11 protein-coding genes and 1 pseudogene are annotated in these 17,955 nt (G+C 52.6%); 5 read left to right on the forward strand and 7 right to left on the reverse strand.

Annotation, left to right across the window (positions count from 1 at the left end; all coding sequences use genetic code 11):
* The first annotated feature begins 14 nt into the window (after positions 1-14).
* A complete protein-coding gene (locus ACM1PF_RS19225) occupies positions 15-2,018 on the forward strand; it encodes an N-acetylmuramoyl-L-alanine amidase (protein WP_416666270.1) in 2,004 nt (667 codons plus the stop codon).
* Positions 2,019-2,338: 320 nt separating this feature from the next.
* On the forward strand, positions 2,339-3,415 hold the full coding sequence (locus ACM1PF_RS19230) for an ABC transporter substrate-binding protein (RefSeq protein ID WP_416666271.1): 1,077 nt from the start codon (positions 2,339-2,341) through the stop codon (positions 3,413-3,415).
* Between the two features lie 60 nt (positions 3,416-3,475).
* Here ACM1PF_RS19230 and ACM1PF_RS19235 read toward each other — a convergent pair whose 3' ends face one another.
* The 7 genes and pseudogenes from ACM1PF_RS19235 to ACM1PF_RS19265 form a co-directional block, all read right to left on the reverse strand.
* Positions 3,476-4,501, reverse strand: a complete 1,026-nt coding sequence (locus tag ACM1PF_RS19235; protein WP_416666272.1) for a WD40 repeat domain-containing protein — start codon at positions 4,499-4,501, stop codon at positions 3,476-3,478.
* A 665-nt stretch (positions 4,502-5,166) separates the two neighbouring features.
* Complete coding sequence (locus ACM1PF_RS19240; protein ID WP_416676727.1) at positions 5,167-5,352, reverse strand: pentapeptide repeat-containing protein; 186 nt, start codon at positions 5,350-5,352, stop codon at positions 5,167-5,169.
* 92 nt (positions 5,353-5,444) lie between these two features.
* A pseudogene (locus tag ACM1PF_RS19245) lies at positions 5,445-6,188 on the reverse strand (serine/threonine protein kinase); the annotation flags it as partial.
* A complete protein-coding gene (locus ACM1PF_RS19250; protein WP_416666273.1) occupies positions 6,080-6,382 on the reverse strand; it encodes a 4-Cys prefix domain-containing protein in 303 nt (100 codons plus the stop codon). The gene ACM1PF_RS19250 and the pseudogene ACM1PF_RS19245, both read right to left, overlap by 109 nt.
* Positions 6,383-6,514: 132 nt before the next feature.
* Positions 6,515-7,132, reverse strand: coding sequence for a TMEM165/GDT1 family protein (locus tag ACM1PF_RS19255; RefSeq protein WP_416666274.1), 618 nt, complete (start codon positions 7,130-7,132; stop codon positions 6,515-6,517).
* A 290-nt stretch (positions 7,133-7,422) separates the two neighbouring features.
* Positions 7,423-9,378 carry a protein kinase domain-containing protein gene (locus ACM1PF_RS19260; protein WP_416666275.1) on the reverse strand — a complete coding sequence of 652 codons (1,956 nt, stop codon included), beginning with the start codon at positions 9,376-9,378 and terminating at the stop codon, positions 7,423-7,425.
* 973 nt (positions 9,379-10,351) lie between these two features.
* On the reverse strand, positions 10,352-11,491 hold the full coding sequence (locus tag ACM1PF_RS19265) for a hypothetical protein (RefSeq protein WP_416666276.1): 1,140 nt from the start codon (positions 11,489-11,491) through the stop codon (positions 10,352-10,354).
* Between the two features lie 582 nt (positions 11,492-12,073).
* Here ACM1PF_RS19265 and ACM1PF_RS19270 point away from each other — a divergent pair.
* The 3 genes from ACM1PF_RS19270 to ACM1PF_RS19280 all read left to right on the forward strand — a co-directional run bounded on the left by ACM1PF_RS19270 (position 12,074) and on the right by ACM1PF_RS19280 (position 17,939).
* On the forward strand, positions 12,074-13,363 hold the full coding sequence (locus ACM1PF_RS19270; RefSeq protein WP_416666277.1) for a M16 family metallopeptidase: 1,290 nt from the start codon (positions 12,074-12,076) through the stop codon (positions 13,361-13,363).
* 35 nt (positions 13,364-13,398) lie between these two features.
* Positions 13,399-14,709 carry a M16 family metallopeptidase gene (locus tag ACM1PF_RS19275; RefSeq protein ID WP_416666278.1) on the forward strand — a complete coding sequence of 437 codons (1,311 nt, stop codon included), beginning with the start codon at positions 13,399-13,401 and terminating at the stop codon, positions 14,707-14,709.
* A gap of 617 nt (positions 14,710-15,326) precedes the next feature.
* Positions 15,327-17,939 (forward strand): endonuclease MutS2, encoded by a 2,613-nt coding sequence (locus tag ACM1PF_RS19280; RefSeq protein WP_416666279.1) that lies wholly within the window; start codon positions 15,327-15,329, stop codon positions 17,937-17,939.
* Positions 17,940-17,955 lie beyond the last annotated feature (16 nt).

Below are 17,955 nucleotides of genomic sequence, written 5' to 3' on the forward strand. Positions count from 1 at the left end.
TGAAGATTCAGAAGATGCAATGGGTTTGGTCAGGTCTGTTATCCGGTCTAGTCTCCGGTTTAGTGACTGTACTGGGGTCGATCGCGCCGGTTTGGGCAGGGGAATTAGCCTCCTGGCGGTTTGATGCTGGGCAAAATTTTTTAGAGTTCACAACTGATGCTGATGTGCAACCTCGGGCCCAACTGGTGCCTGAACCGACTCGCCTGGTGATTGATCTGCCTGGAACCACGATCGGCGGTAATGTCCAACCTTCTCAGATCTACGGGGGAGCCATTCAGCAGGTGCGGGTGACGCAGCTAGACTCCAACACAGCGCGAATTATCCTGGAACTGGCTCCTGGTTACATGATCAACCCCCAGCAAATCCAGTTTCGCGGCTTAACCTCCAACCACTGGACGGTTCAGCTCCCTAATCCCGAATATTCCAGTACGGCTACGGCTCCCTTCGCCAATCCACCTGCCAGCCCCCCCCCGACTTCTCCTGCACCCCCAGCCGCTTTACCGGCTCCCAGCCCAATCGCCCCTGCACCCGCTCCAGCCCCGGCTCCAGCTCCGAGCGTTGCTCCGCCCGTTGATAGTTCAATCACGCAGGTGGAAGGGCTACGAATTACCGATGATGGCATCTTTGTTAGAACCCAGGGAGTCTCGCCCTCGGTCAATCTAAGCCGTAGCCGCGATCGCCGTTCCATTACCATCACCGTGGACAATGCGGTCTTGTCACCCCAATTCACAGAGCGATTGTCCTCGGTGGAGCAATTTGGCATTGATCAACTGGAATTCACGCAAACCGATAATACTCCGCCGCGAGTTCGCATCACCCTCAGCGTCGATCGAGATAGCCCCAACTGGCAAGCATCGGCGAGTGGACTGGGAGGGATTGTCCTGCTGCCAACGGGACAGATCAACGTATCCAGCCGTCGTTCCCGTACTCCAGCTCGTACTCCAGAGCCATCCCGCCCTGCTGCGAACCCCGTTCCCCCGCCCCCATCTCAACCGCCCCAGGCTGCGGCGACCCCTCCCCCAACTCCCGCTGCACCGCCCACCGAATCTACTGCGGCTGCCCTACCGATCGCCACCATTGAGGGGGTGGAACTGGATCCGAATGGACGGCAGTTGTTGATTCGTTCCGATCGAGCGGTGACGCACCTGGGACGATGGCGCAGTGGATTGTATGAAGTCCGTTTGTCTCCGGCTCGATTAGCCGATCGGGTGGCTGGGCCCCAGCTAGAATCCAACAGTCCGCTCCTGCGAGTCAGGCTGCGACAAGAGGAGGAGGATACGGTGCTTGTAATTATCCAACCCGCTTCAGGAGTCAGGTTTGGGGCAATTAATGCCGTTAGCTCCCAACTGCTATCCCTGGAAATGGAGCGTTCTCAACCCACGATCGCTGCTCCAGCACCCACCTCTCCTCTCCCCGGAACGTCTCCCATTTCTGCTAACGCCCCGCTTCCCCGCATTCCTGCCGGACGGCTGGTTGTCGTGATTGATCCCGGTCATGGAGGAGCTGATGTGGGAGCAGTCGGCATTGGCGGTATCCGTGAGGCTGATATTGTCTTACCCATTTCCCATCAAGTGGCAGCTCTCCTTCAGCAGCAGGGAGTCTATGTGGTCATGACCCGCAGTGACGATCGGGAAGTGGATTTAGAACCCAGAGTCCAACTGGCAGAACAGTCAAACGCCACCCTATTTGTCAGTATTCACGCCAACGCCATCAGCATGGATCGTCCTGATGTAAACGGGGCTGAAACCTACTACTATTCCAGCGGTCAGGGGCTGGCGCAGGTGATCCAAAACAGCATTGTCAGCAACCTTGGCATGAACGATCGCGGCGCACGACAAGCCCGATTCTATGTGTTACGACGCACCTCCATGCCAGCCGTATTAGTAGAAATAGGCTTTGTCACTGGCAACGAAGACGCACCCCGTTTGGCTGACACGAACTTTCAGAATCAAATGGCACGGGCGATCGCTCAGGGCATTCTGATCTACATTCAGCAGCAGGCTGCGGTGAGGGAGTAAAGCCAGGTTCGTACACCCTGAACCCGCTTCGATCGGAGCTCTGCTGAACAGCGGTTCTTCTTCAGGATTAACCTGGAATTCCTGCAAACTCGCCGTATAAAGTGATGGAGTCAAGGGTCTATTAGTTGATTGTTATTCGTTGATTGTCTATTGGAGGGGGATAGTTCGTTCCCTTCGTAGAACTCATTATTTTTTGCAAGGGGTGCAGAGCGCGGTTCTCAAAAACAGCCTGTCCTCACTCTGACCTCATTGAGGTGGAGAGCACAACAGGAATGAACATTCAAGTCAGGTTTATGCAATAAACTGCATAGGGATTCTATATGGTTCAGAAAAATTACAAATACAACTATCAACCCGGCATCAATCGCCGTCAGTTTATGCAGTACGGAGCAATGGCACTGGGTTCCAGTTTTTTAGCGGCCTGTTCTCAAACTAGCCCGACAGCACGTCAGGTTACTTCTGCAACGGCAGGTGATCTAGACCCAGTCACCCTGAGTACCGAGTGGGTTGCCCAAGCAGAACATGGCGGGTTTTATCAGGCGATCGCCACGGGCATTTACAACGATCATGGGTTGGATGTCACGATTAAGCCCGGCGGCCCACGAGTCAACAATAACTTGCTGCTGATGTTGGGCGCGGTCGATTTTATCATTGGGTATGCAGCAGATGCCATCAACTCTGTGGCGACTGGCATTCCCAAAATTACGGTGGCGGCTCCTTTTCAGAAAACGCCGCAAGTGTTGATCGCTCACCCAAATACTGGGAATGATTCGCTGGAAGACCTGCGCGGCAAACCGATCCTGGTATCTTCCGCTGGCACCGTCAGCTACTGGCCCTTCCTGAAGGCAAAGTATGGGTTTACAGACGAGCAACGTCGTCCCTACAACTTTGATCTGGAACCATTTCTAGCGGATGAAAACCTGATTCAACAGGGATATCTCACGTCTGAGCCATTTGAAATTGAACGACTGGGGGGAGCTGAACCGGTGATCCTGCTCCTCGCTGATTCGGGCTATAACCCCTACACCAACACGATCGAAGCGAGAACTCAACTGGTGGAAACGAATCCTGACCTGGTGCAGCGGTTTGTGGATGCTTCGATTAAAGGTTGGTATAGCTATCTGGACGATCCGGCTCCGGGCAACGCTTTGATTAAACAAGACAACCCTGCCATGACGGATGAACAAATTGCCTACAGCGTGGAGAAACTGAAGGAATACGGAATCGTGGTTTCAGGGGATGCTGAAAGTCTTGGGATTGGTGCAATGACGGACGAGAAATGGCAGGAGTTTTTTGATAGTACCGTGGAGGCAGAGGTGTTCAACGCTGACATCAACTATCGGAGTGCCTATACCCTCCAATTCGTCAATAAAGGGGTCGCCTACTACCAGGGTTAAACCTTACCACTGCCAGTCAAAACCTGGGGGTAGAGCAGTACTAAACCCCCAGGACTTCACTCAGTTAACCTGCCAAAGGGTGATACTGGAGTCCGCACTACCACTGGCGAGCCGTTGTCCGTCTGGGCTGAAGGCCAATGAAGAAACCGCCTTGGTATGCATACCGGAAACAGTGGCTAGCCGTTGAGCGGTGGCTAAATCCCAGAGCCGGATCTCACCATCCAACCCACCACTCGCCAGCAATTTTCCATCTGGACTGATGGCGACCGATGAAACGGAGTAGGAATGGGCCCGAAGGGTGCGCTGCTGTTGTCCAGTGTTCAAGTCCCACAGGCGAATTGTGGTATCAATGCTGCCACTCACTAACGTCTGACCGTCTGGGCTGATGGCCAGTGTCGTCACCCATCCTTTGTGCCCCTCCAGGGAGCGAATCAGGCGATCGGTGGCTAAATCCCAGATCTGGATAGTGTTATCTGACCCACCACTGGCCAGCAATTGTCCATCTGGACTGATAGCAACCGACAGCACAGGCAGCGTAATTCCTTCCTTGAGGCTATGGGTGGGTTGCTCAGATTGCATATCCCACAGATGGATCAAATTTCCGGTTCGACCACTGACCAGGGTTTGTCCATCCGGGCTAACCGTCAGGGAAGTCACCCAGCCACCCTCATGGGAGAGGGTACGGACAGACTGCCCCGTTGCTGGATTCCACAGGTCGATCGCATTGTCCAGACCGCCACTGGCAAGAGTTTGTCCATCCGGGCGAATAGCCACAGACAATACCGCTTCTTTATATCCCTCCAAAGTGTGCAGGAGTGTTCCGGTTTCCAGGTTCCACACTTTCACTGTTTTATCGTGACTGCCGCTCGCCAGCATCTTGCCATCGGTACTAATCGCAATCGATGCAACGGCATCTGTGTGTCCGGTTAATTTCCGGATCAGGGTAAGCCGGGAATTCTCTCCTCCCGATGCCACCCCACTTTGAAACCCTGGATTATTCAGTTGTCCTACTAAGCGAACGATCACGACGATCGCCAGTATTGCGATCGCCAGTGAGAGAAACCGCTTTAAACTTACCCTTACCATTTTATTTATTACCCTTAATCAATAAATCATCAATCCACTGGGAGAGCAAAATTAAAATAAATGCAAACAGCCCCGCAGCAACTGCCAGGAGTAGCACCTGGGGAAAGAACTGGACGATATCCAGTTGTTCCAACAGTTGGGGAACTAATAAGAACGTGGCTCCAACCGCGACAAGTGCCACCGTCAGGAAGCGAGTTTGTTCCAAAACCGGTTGCTGCCTCGCCAAAAATCCAAAAACCACAACCACCAGGAGCAACAGCCATAACCCAGAGGCCAGCAGCGTGCCCACAAAGCTGATCAGGGTCGCAGCAACCAACCAACTCCCTGAACCCAGGAGCAAGGACTGACGCAATAATTTAGGGGGTAGGAGCAGTTGTTCCGTTGAGGGTTGAGTCTGCTCAGGCTGAACTCTTGCTGCTGCGTCTGGATCTGCTGTATCCGTTAGCCATTCAAGTCCGATAGCCGGAATCTCAGGAGAGTTATCTGGCGGAAGCACACGGGAACTTTCGGCAGCAGGGGTAACGGTTTGAGCGTCTGCGATCGGATCTGCGATCGGATCTGCGATCGGCTCCGTCAGCCGATCAACGGCAGGGAATGGTAGTCCATCTGCGATCGGTTCATCAGTCAGTTCATCAGTCAGTTCATCAATCGGTTCATCGATCGAGTTAAACGACTTCTCTGCTGTTTCTCCGGTCAGAGGTTGAACGGCCCATGTTTCTGGAGGTGCTTCTGGAGGTGCTTTTGGGGTTGCGATCGGAATTTCCAGGGCTGCCGTCGCCGTTCCTGAAGTCAGCGTTCCTGAAGATGCAGTTCCTGAAGTCAGCGTTCCTGAAGATGCAGTTCCTGAAGATGTAGCCGAGATTTCAGACCCGACCAATTTCCCGTCACCCGATACCAGCGGAGCCAGGGCAGCGAGAACCTCTGCCGCCGACTGATAGCGTTGGGCGGGTACAGGCTGAAGCATTTTGTCCAAAATCTGAGCCAGGAGGGGGGCACAGACCGGCACATGAGAACTCCAGTCCCAACGATAGCTCTCCAGATCCAGCATCGACTCCAGGTTTTGGGCAGTCAGGAGTGCCACCAGGGTGACTCCGAGGGAGTACAAATCTGAGCAAGGGGAAACGGATTGCCCTGCCTGTTGTTCGGGAGAAACAAACCAGAATGGACTGGATCCTGAAGCTGCCTGGACAGCAAGCCGATCCATCAGAGTTTGGATGCACCCAAAATTCACTAGATAGAGATACCCCTGGCGATCGCGCAGGATCGTTTCGGGAGTAATGTTCTGATGAACAATTCGATGGGGATGTTCATGCATGAACTGTAAGAGTGGCAGCAATTGCAGCATCACCCCAATGATCTCTGCTGCAGAAAATTGCCCCCGCTGTTGCAGTTCTTCCGCTAAACTGACTCCCTCAATGTTTTGTTGTACCAGATAGAGAAACTCATCCTTGGCAGAAGACAACCGTAACCCATCAAACGCCGTGACGTTGAAGTGAAAGCACGGATAAACAGCAGGGATTTGCTCATGCTCAATACCGAAGATGCCTAGCGTTCTTACTTCCTGATTAATCTGTTGAGTTATAGCCTCCAGTTGCCCAGAGAGTTGCCGCTGAACTCTAACCTGCTGAATGACGTATCTCTGCTCCTCAGATCTCTGCTCCTCAGATCTCTGCTCCTCAGAATACAGATCTTTGCCAGAAACGTCGCTCCTGAAGTTTTTGTCCTGAGCAACTCGATCGGCAAATAGCGGTGATTCAAAATCAACGGCATTGCACAGGCTCTACAAAAGTGCTGCCGGGAGGTCTTTGACGTTGGGGATTGAAAAGAGCGAATTGAATTACGGGGTTTGGGGCAACCGGGGCGCGTACAGTAAATATCCATTGAGACAACCGCTTGAAGTATTGAGATCACCCGTAGAGGGAATCTCAGGAGTTTGTGAGTTGGAATCACAACCCTCTACCTAACGAGATCAGCGATAATCCAAACGGAGAATCCGGAAAGAAACCATATTTTTTACGTGAACCATCGCGCCAGGCTGATCACTGCAAACAAAAGAAATAGCCCACCCCCGATCGCCGTAATTTTGCGCTCTGAGAGTCGGCCACAGATCATCCGGCCACACACCACCGCAATCATTGAACAGATGGCATGACCTAACACGGCCCCTGCGGTTACACCTAGAGGATGATTTGCTGCGGCCAGAGCAATCGTAGCGAACTGAGTGCGATCGCCCCACTCTGCCACCATCGTTAACCCGAAGGTTTGCGTGATGATGGCAAACCCATTGGGGCGATGAAGCGTTGCCTCTAGTTTCTCCACTGCCTCGATCGCTTCACATTCCTCTTCTTTGTTGAGCTTGTCAGACATAAATCTGGAATCTGCCAGCAGCTTAATGCCAAACCCTAAAAAGAGTAAAATCTCTGCCCACCGAACATAGGTTTCGGGCAGCAACCCAGCAACCTGACCCATTAACACTGATAAGACTGTCATTGTGGCTAAAGCGGCGATCGACCCAATAAACACCCACCGACGGGAATGGCGCATCGCCATAATGGCCGCAATTAAAAACGTTTTATCTCCTAACTCCGAAATCGAAATCAGTAACAGTCCCGCAGTGAATCCAGCCAGCATTAATTCAGCTCCTCTCAAGTAGAACAGTTTGAACCTGAGTGAGCTTAATGAAATGAAAACACTTCACTCAGCTCACTCCGATGTGAACTCAGTGAAGGTCTCGCTGACAGAAGTTAAATCTTTTCTGCACCTAAGCCAGGCTCATCGCCAGTATGTTGACTCAGGTGAGCTGATCCAGAATTACCTTGCTAACTCTGTGAACCAGCAGCTACTCCCCTTCTTGTTCCATGAATGTATCGATTTTTTGCGATCCTGTCAATCATTTACTTCAAGCGTTTCAGGCGGGATGACTAAAAATCAGGTACCTCGAAGAAGGGGACATCCTCTGCCGGTGCGGGTGCGGGTGCGGGTGCGGGTGCGGGTGCGGGTTCTGATGGATAAAACGGCTCTGATTCAGGAATGTAGGGTTCCGGTTCGGGGGCGGGAGGGGGAATATATGCCTCTGGTTCGGGGGCTGGAATATAGGGTTCCGGTTCGGGGGCGGGAGCCGGAGCCGGAACCGGAGCGGGGACAGCCTGTTCGGGTTCTGACGGTGGACGCGCATCGGGAGCTGGACTGGGAGCTGGGCTGGGAACTGGGTCGGGATCAGTCAGGCGTAGATTTGGTTCCGTTGGGACTGGCTCAGGATCATCAGCAGGGCTGGGAGAGGTTTCGGGCGTTGGCGGCTCTATGATGGCTGGAACGGGTTGGGACGGTTGTTCCCCACGAAACAGAACTGCATAAACGATTCCGCCAAATACCAGCAGTAGGGCAATTCCACCGCCAACGATTAGCAATTTGGGGGCAGGCTTTACACCAGGATTAGTTTGCGGTTGAGTCTGGGGTTTGAGACCCGGCTGAGGAGGAGACTGGAGTGCGATCGCGCCTTGGTGTGGCTGTGATGCTGTCTGTGAATCTTCGTGGGTCAATGCTTGATGGGTCGAGTACAGGGGACTACCGGGACGAAAGGCCTGTCCGTTATGCTGACCGTTCAACTGCTGACCGTTCAACTGCTGACCGTTCAACTGCTGACCAGACAGACTTTGAGGCGTAACTCGATTGCCTGAAGCAGATACGACGTGGGTTGCCGAAATTTCCGAGATAGGCTGAGTCGGCGGAACGCTGGGAACAACTGGAATACCGGGAGACACAGCCTGTGTAGGGGGAACGCTTGGAACGGCGGGAACGGGAGGGGAGGCAGAGGCAGAGGGCACGCCAGAGGGCACGCCAGAGGGAATACCAGAGGAAGCAGTTCCACCTGCGGCAGGAACAGCAGGATTTCCAGAAACGGGAGGGCTGGAAGGATGGGGAGTGGAGAATGGGGCAGGAACCGTGGGAAAGGGAGTGGTGGGGAACGGTGTAGGCAACACAGGAGAACGGGAAGGAGCCGGCCATCCTGAAGCCACCTGGGTCGATGTCACGGCACTCGTGAGCGGCAGGGAACCTGCATTTGTTAGTTGCTGGAGTGCCTGGAGTGCCTCCGTTGCAGACTGGTAGCGGTGCTTAAAATAGTGCCGTACCATCTTGTTAATCACCTGAGCAAAGCCATCACTCACCTGCGTCAGGTGTTGCCAGACCACCTCGCCATCATCATCTTCGTGCAGGTAGGTCGGCAGCATTCCAGTCAACGCCTGAATACCAATCATCCCGACTGCATAAATATCGCTACTGGGACGCGGTTTACCACTGGACTGTTCCGTTGGCATGTAGCCCGGAGTACCGATCGCCACCGTCACACTGGCCTGTCCCACGATCGTCGGCTGCTGTAAGCGCACCTGTTTCACTGCACCAAAGTCAATCAGCACCAGCTTGTTATCTCGTTTGCGCCGAATGATGTTATCTGGCTTGATATCTCGGTGAATCACGTTTTGTTCGTGAATAAATGCCAGAACGCTCAAAATTTCTTGCAGCAGCACAATCACCCGTTCTTCAGTCCAGAGTTGATCCTGAGCCAACTCGAAACTTAAAGGATGGCCGTCAATATACTCCTGGACGAGGTAAAATTCCTGCTCCTGTTCAAAGTAGGCCAATAATCTGGGGAGCTGATCGTGGTTCCCCAACCACTCTAAAATTTCTGCCTCTGTCGCAAAGAGCCGTCTGGCAATTTCCAGAACACCTGGATCTTCACTTGCAGGCCTTAACTGCTTCACCACACAGGTGGGATGACCCGGACGCAGCATATCCTGCGCCACATACGTCCGCCCCATGCCGCCTGTACCTAAAACTGTTGAAACTTTGTAGCGACCACTTAATGTAGAACCAATCATGATGCAGATGGCATCCTGTGTGACGAAATGTTTGCCGATAAATTAGACGTACCCCAAGGTTAAAAGCTGTGCAACTTTGAACCTACGGTCACAACAAAAGCAGAGGACGACTCCATGCCGTCTGACACTCCAAAAAGCCTTTGAGAAATATTCGAGATAGAAGGAACTAAAGGGCGCATCAACAGGGACTACATCTCGCATCTACCCAATTCCGGTAGATCGTTCAGTATTTTCATCCTTTACTCTGACATAAGAAGACTGTGTAGGCAAAGCCTGCTCATCTTAACTTCATCTTTCAGCCTCCCTTGAGTCATTTCAGTCCGTAGAATTTCCGATCGCCGCCTTCCCGTCAAAGGCAGAACAGCAGGGAGATTACAGGCTGTTGAATGAAAACAATCATTGGTAAATGGCACAGAGTTGGCTTTAGATCTGGCATTACACCCAGTTCCCGATAATAAGCTTGTACAACAGTTGAGGGGGCTCTGGCTGTTTGTATAGGACACTAGTTCAATCTGGTTATGGATTGGATCAGGGTTAGAATCCTCTCTGGGATCGGGATCAGTTTCAGAATTGATCTCAGGTTTTGTTTTGTCATTTCTCTCTAGATCATCTTTTGAATTGATTAGGTTCTTTTGTAGATCAATTGCATCAATGGGGAGATTTGTTCTGGGATCAGATTCGGGATCAGATCTGGAGACTATTCTCGGATCGGTTCTGAGATCGAGTTTGGGATCAGTTTTAGAATCAAGTTCTTGATCCCTTTTGGTATGCTCTCCAGGATCATTGCTTTTGAGGTGCGTTCGATCGAGTTCTAGATCCTGAGTTTGATTGATTTGATGCTCGGAACCAGTTAGAAGATTTGCTGGATCTCTCAGATCTTTTATGTCTCTTAGATCCTTTAGATGATTGGGATGATTGGGATGCCACAGATCTCGATGACGGTAGAGCGAACTACCACTGATACCAAACTGAGTCAGTGCCTGAAACCGATCGGTGATCCCAGTTGGTAGCGTATTTGATCCCAGTAAAGAATCGATCGCAGCCTTGATCCTGTCTCTGGTTGCATTGGACTGTTTTTGGTTCCAGGTGATTTCGTTGGTTCGATCGCTGGTTTGCTCAGTTGAACGCAATGATTCTGTTCGTTTAGATCCGTAGGGAAAGTAATGGCTATTTTCCACACATCTGGCCCACTCCCTGCCCGGTCAGCGATCTCGTGCTGATGGCCACACCACTCGCTGTAACCTGGTAGCGATCGGGCAATTTCCACTACTTGCTTCACCAGGGCTTCACCAGTCAAGGGAACTCCCCCCGTGATCACTGGATGAAACACGTAGGTACGGAGGGCAATTCTTCCCAGCAGGCGATTGGTTTGTCCCTGCCCTGTCCAGCCCAGTTCAATTTCTGCATTCAGGTCATTGAGAAACTTCTCCGCTCGATTGGAAACCCGATAGGACTGTCGCTTGACCTGTTTTAAAACTCGCTCCAGGGCAATTTCAGTTAAATCATTTTTCGTTTCAGCAAACTGCCACCGTTGGATGAAAGTGAGGCGATCGCTCCAGATGGGTTCAAATTCCGAGTTCAATAACCAGAACCCTGGTTGCAACGGCAATCGATGGGCATTGAAGCGCGTGGGATGGCCATCTACAACATAGGGTTTGGGATTAGGGAACACTTCAAGCTGCCCTGGACTCAGCTTAAACCCGTGATTGCTCAGGAGGGCTGTCACGGTCGCCGCCAGTTTCCAGGAGGCCTGGGCCGACTCAAACGGAAAATAAAGATGGAGTCCACCACTGCTGCTTGACCGACAGGCCACATAACTGGTCAGTCCCAGAGGCTCCAACGCGGAGACTAAGCGGGAAACCGCCAGGGGATCGTGGTTGGGGTGATACTGGCTGTGACAATCAATATCAATCAGGCAATATCGAGTTTGTTTGCCAAACCGCACACCATATAAATAGGCTCCTTGCTGAATCAGGCGATCGGACAGGGGATAACGAGTTTCTGTTTTCCAGTCTGGCTTTTCTCCAGGTTCTGGATGGTGCGCATAAATATAGTCGAACCGATGGGGGAAGAGGGACAGAAATGGATCCTCTCTCTCCGCAATATAGTGCAATGCTGCCGCAGATGTAGCGATACTACACCTCCTCTGACGCTACCTGTAGCGGTTAATTCTGTCAGACCCTAAAAAACAGCACAGGAAAACTGATCGATCTGATCGATCTGATCAGGTTGTCTTATCAGGGGTGGATGGCTTGCCTCATCAGGGGTTGCCGGAACCACAGGTGAGCCGATCCGGATGGGAAAGTGAGTGGACTCGGACAAAAGGTGAAGCGATACAGAGAAAGCTGTCTCTTTCTCAAAGCCTTGTTCTGTAAGGAATTGGACTAAAATTATGCAATTAATTGCTGTAAGACAAGCCGTCTTGAAAGACAAACTGAGACAAAAAAATAAAACAGGTGTTCTCAAAAAACGATCGGCTGTACCATTGATTCCATCAAGCTTTTACCCAGATCAGGCGATCGAACCCCTAGCTCTCCGGTGCAGCGATGCGGAGAACGTTGTCTCAATTAGTCTCACTTTCCCCATCCCCGCCCGAATAAGCTATCCTGTTTATTTAATTGACACAGTATTTCTCCCAATCGAACCAGAAACGCAACGCTCATAAAACTTGTTCATACTTCAGGAATAGGCGACCTTGGTTGTACTTCTAACAGATCCCCACGCTAACGCTTTGCCAGTTGGCGGGTTTTTGGCACATCGGTTTCAGCTAGACAACGGGCTAACGCTAATTCATCAGCAGGTTCCAACGGCTCCTGTGGTGACCGTCGATGTTTGGGTTAAAGCAGGGGCGATCGTGGAACCAGAACCCTGGGCTGGGATGGCGCATTTTTTGGAACACATGGTCTTCAAGGGAACCGATCAGCTTCCGCCCGGCAGCTTTGACTATGTAATTGAAAGCCGAGGGGGAATGACCAATGCGGCCACCAGCCATGACTATGCTCATTTCTTTATTAATACAGCAGCGGCAGATCTGCCCGATACCCTTCCCTATTTGGCTGAATTGCTGCTCAATGCGGCGATTCCCGATGATGAATTTGAACTAGAGCGGGGTGTGGTTTTAGAAGAAATTCGCCAGTCTTTAGACGATCCCGATATGCTCGGCTTTCAGGCATTGGTGGAGTCAGCCTATCTGCGCCATCCCTATGGTCGTCCTATCCTGGGTCATGCGGCGGATTTGCTGGAACGATCGCCGGAGGAGATGCGTCAGTTTCACCGGGCCCATTATCAGCCAGAAAACATGACCGTGGTGATTGTGGGGAATGTGGATTGGGAGCTAACCCTGGATCTGGTACATCGCTATTTCAGTGCGTTCTCACCCCGTGTTGAGTGTCCTGCGCCGAGGATTGAACCCGAACATCCTTTGACGGAAATTCGCCGCCAGGAGTTTGAACTGCCAGACTTAGGACTGGCTCGGCTAATGATGGCCTGGGTTTGTCCAGGGGTGGATGCCTTGCGATCGGCCTACGGACTGGATTTGCTATCGGTTATTCTGGCGGGGGGACGGACTTCTCGGCTCGTGCGGGAACTGCGGGAAGAGCGGCAACTGGTGCAAGATATTGGCGGTGGGTTTTCCCTTCAGCGAGACTCCAGCCTGTTTACCCTGACGGCCTGGCTTGACCCTGCCCATTTAGATGTGGTTGAGGCCATCATTGGCGATCGTCTGTCGGAACTGACTCACACCCCTATTGTTCCGGCTGAATTGGCTCGCTACAAGCGGCTGTTGCAGAACGATTACGCTTTTTCGACGGAAACCACGAATCAGTTAGCGGGACTCTACGGCTACTACAACACGATCGCCCAGGCAGAACTCTCGGCTCAGTATCCTGCGGTCATTCGCTCGTTTGAGACGAATGAACTACAAAACCTGGCACAGCAGTATCTATCGCCCTTACGCTACGCTGTTACTGTAATGAAACCCTGCTAAATTCTACTTATCTCAGCCACCGTACAAATTCTTTCATGCCAATTCATCAAACCTCTCTCCATGCGCTGCAAAACCGAACGATTCATCGTGCTGTTTTAAGCAACGGACTGGTCGTTTTAGTCACAGATAATCCAACGGCCGATATCATTGCCACCCGCATCTTTATTCAGGCGGGAAGTCGTTACGAACCCCCAGGGCAGGCTGGATTGTCTCACCTGTGGGCCGCAGTGTTGACGAAAGGGACGGAACAGCTCACGTCTCAGCAAATTGCCGAGCGGGTTGAGTCGATGGGGGCTAGCTTAGGGGCAGATTCCGCCGCCGATTATTGTCTTCTCAGTTTCAAAACCGTCTCAGCTGACTATGTTGAAATGCTGGATTTGGCGGCTCAACTGTTGCGATCGCCCGCTTTCCCAGATGCGGAAGTGGAACTGGAACGTCGTTTGGCACTGCAAGGTATTCGTTCCATGAAGGAACAGCCCTTTGCAGTGGCGAACAGTCAGCTGCGGCGAGCTATGTACCAGTCCCATCCCTACGCCCTGCCCAGTTTGGGGACGGAAGAAACGGTCATGCAGCTCGATCGAACCCTGCTCCAGACCTATCACCAAACCTATCTGCGTCCTGACAATATGGTGGTTAGCATCACTGGACGCATTGCGCCTGAAGCGGCCATCAATTTAGTCGAGCAGCACTTTGGAGATTGGCGGCCGCCTCACCATGAGGGTCAGGTGTTGCCCCTGCCGACGCTCCACCATCCCCCCTTCACTCCCCGTCCCGAACGAGTTGTGACCCAGCGTAATACCCAGCAGGCGATCGTCATGTTGGGCTATCTCACGGGGGCGGTGAAGCAGGAGGGCCATATTGCCCTGAAATTGCTCAATACCTACCTGGGCAATGGGCTATCCAGTCGGCTATTCGTGGAACTGCGGGAGAAGCGGGGCCTGGCCTACGAAGTGTCTGCCTTTTACCCCACACGCATCGATCCTTCCCATTTTGTGGTGTATATGGGAACCGCTCCTGAAAATACGGCGACTGCCCAGGAAGGTCTGCGCCATGAGGTCGATCGACTGCGCCACACCCCGCTAACCGCTGATGAACTCCAGACGGCTAAGAATAAGCTGCTGGGACAATATGCCCTGGGCAAACAAACCAATGCGCAGATTGCTCAGGTCTACGGCTGGTATGAGTTGATGGGGCTGGGGATTGAATATGATGAAGCGTTCCCTCGCTTGGTTGACAGCGTTACCGTTGAAGACATTCAGTATGCCGCCGAGCAATACTTCATCGAACCCTATATTTCCCTGGTGGGGCCAGAAGTTGCAGTAAATCTGCTGGAGACAGCTTGCTGAGAAAGAAATCTGTAGAGATGGGGCTCACCTCTGGCCCCACCTCTACAGATCAACCCTAGGTGTTCATCACCGCCAACCAATCCATTGACCTGCCATCCGATCGATTTCGACTGATTTCGACCATGCTCGGGCTGGTAAAGTCAATTAAATTTATTGATTCGATGTCAGTGAAAGGAACTTCGCCAAGGCTAACGCTGTTAACCCCCATCAATCTCCCATGCTGAGTTTAAGGTTGTTTTATTCTCAGGATTAAAATCGATTAAATCTGGATTAAACTCTGGCTCTAAGGATTGTGCAATAAATAATTTGTTAATCATTAATTTGTCAATCATTCTACTTGGTTGACTGGGCGGGCAAGATGCCCACCCCACAAGAATTTGAGATTATCAATTTGCATTCCTAAGGGAAATTTATGTTGATTGGGCGGGCAAGATGCCCACCCCACAAGAGTTGTAGTGGGTGGACTGGGCGGGGCAAGATGTCCATCCACAAGAATTTGAGATTATCAATTTGCATGGTTTCTCCAAAAACTCCTCCTGAACCTATCCCCCAGCCTTTGGTCATTCAGTCCGTTAGAATGTAGCTATATCAATCCTTTTGGGTGACTGCTAAGAACATTGATTCAAGCCGAAACATTAAATCTTCTGGAATGGTCGCGCCTTTGTCAACACCTGGCGACCTTTGCTGCCACCAAGCTGGGGGCAGTTGCTGCTCGTAACGTTCCGATCCCCACTTCGATCGCCACCAGTCAGGAACTTCTGGCTCAAACCCAGGAAGCGTATCGGCTAGAGACTGATTTGCCCACCGGACTCTCCTTTGATGGGATTCAGGATATTGGTGAGGCTCTGGAGCGGGCGGCGCGGCACGGTATCTTATCCGGGCACGAACTGTTGGACATTGCTACGACCCTGGCGGGAGCCAGACACCTCCGACGGGTGATCGATGCTCAGGAGGATTTGCCTGTTCTCACCAACTTAGTGGCTGAACTGCGCACCTATCCTGAACTGGAGCAGGAAATTCATCGCTGCATTGACGATCGCGGTAAAGTCACCGATCGAGCCAATCCTAAGCTGGAAAGCGTTCGGGAGCAAATTCGGCAAGTCCGCGATCGGATCTACAGTGCGCTGCAACGGCTGATCCAGCGTCATGGTAATGCAGTCCAGGAAACGGTGATTACCCAACGGGGCGATCGCTTCGTGATTCCAGTCAAGGCCACCCACAAGGATGTGATTCCGGGGATTGTCCACGATGCTTCTTCTAGCGGGGCTACCCTCTACGTTGAACCCAGTGCGGTGGTCAACTCTGGCAATCAGTTTCGGCAGCTCATTCGCCAGGAGCAGCGAGAAGAAGAAGAAGTGCGGCGAAAACTGACGGAGCTGGTTGCGGAAGTGCATCCTGATCTGGAACGACTACTGATCATTGCCACTACCCTTGATCTGTCCACTGCCCGTGCCCGCTATTCCCTCTGGCTGGAGGCCAACCCGCCCCGGTTTATCGCCTTTGCCCCAGATTCTGACTCCCCCTTGCAGTACCACGCCGATGGAGAACGCCCAGCGGATCCATCTTCTGAATCGATCGTCCTCCGCCAATTGCGTCATCCCCTCCTGGTCTGGCAACAGCACCATGAACAGGGAGCAGCCGTCGTTCCGATCGATCTGGTGATTCAACCTCACATTCGCGTTGTGGCGATTACGGGCCCTAACACGGGGGGTAAAACCGTCACCCTCAAAACCCTGGGACTCGCTGTGCTCATGGCTAAGATCGGGCTATTTGTTCCCGCCCGCGAACCTGTGGAAATTCCCTGGTTTGATCAGGTGTTGGCGGACATTGGCGATGAGCAATCCCTCCAGCAAAGCCTTTCTACTTTTTCGGGGCACATTCGCCGGATTAGCCGGATTCTGGAGGCGATCGAGGGGAGGGGGAAATCGGAGAGCGGAAATCAGGAGTCAGGAGTCAGGAGTCAGGAGTCGGGAGGGAAGGAAGATTCAGCTCAGGCAGAATTATCTAACCCAGAATCCATCACCTCACCCTTCACTCCTCACTCCTCACCCCTCACTCCTCACTCTTCTCTCATCCTCCTCGATGAAGTTGGCGCAGGAACCGATCCCTCTGAGGGTAGTGCCCTGGCAATTTCACTGCTGAAATACCTGGCGGATCATGCCACCTTGACGATCGCCACGACCCACTTTGGTGAGCTGAAAGCCTTGAAGTATCAAGATCAGCGGTTTGAGAATGCCTCGGTGGAGTTTGATGATGTGTCCCTGTCGCCGACCTATCGGTTGCTGTGGGGAATTCCGGGGCGATCGAACGCGCTGACCATTGCCCGTCGGCTGGGGTTAAAGGAGTCCATTATTGAAACGGCGCAAACTCAGGTGGGAGCCAGTGCTTCAGCCGAGGTGAATGACATGATTGCCGGACTGGAGTCCCAGCGAAAACAGCAGGAGGAGAAGGCTGCCGCCGCCGCTGAGTTGGTGAAACAGGCAGAACGCTTGCATGAAGAGGTATCCCGGAAGGCGAACCTGTTGAAGGAACGGGAGCGGGATCTCAAACAGCAGCAGGAGCAAACGATTCAGCAGGCGATCGCGGATGCCAAAGCGGAAATTGCCCAGGTGATCCGCAAGCTGCAACAGGGAACCCCCACCGCCCAGGAGGCCCAACAGTCTACCGATGCAATTAATCAAATTGCTGAAAATCGGCTCCCCTCCCGGCGACAACCGCCAAAACCCAAACCGGGATTTCGACCCCAGGTGGGCGATCGCGTTCGCATTCCGCGACTGGGGCAAACGGCAGAGGTGTTGTCGGCTCCTGATGAAGATGGGGAACTGACAGTGCGCTTCGGCTTGATGAAAATGACCGTTTCCTTAGCCGATGTGGAATCCCTTCAAGGTGAAAAGGCAGACTTACCCGAAAAAAGGCAACCCAAACCCCAGGCGGTCAGCAGCAAGGAGCGACAGCCGGAACCGGAACCCGCACCGACCGCGCCCAACGTTCGGACTTCCCGCAATACGATCGATCTTCGGGGCAGTCGGGTTGCCGATGCGGAAGTGGTGCTGGAACGAGAAATTGCCAGGGCTGAACCAGGGCCGCTGTGGATTATTCATGGCCACGGCACCGGCAAGCTGAAGCACGGTGTTCAGGAATTCTTGAAGCGACACCCCCAAATTTCCCGCTATGAATTTGCTGCCCAAGCAGATGGCGGTACGGGGGTGACGGTTGCCTATGTTCAGTAAGGGCAGAAGGGGAAAG

Origin of the sequence: Egbenema bharatensis FJBBOT/2019 (assembly GCF_048077055.1) — a bacterium.
Taxonomy (GTDB): Bacteria; Cyanobacteriota; Cyanobacteriia; order Elainellales; family Elainellaceae; genus Egbenema; species Egbenema bharatensis.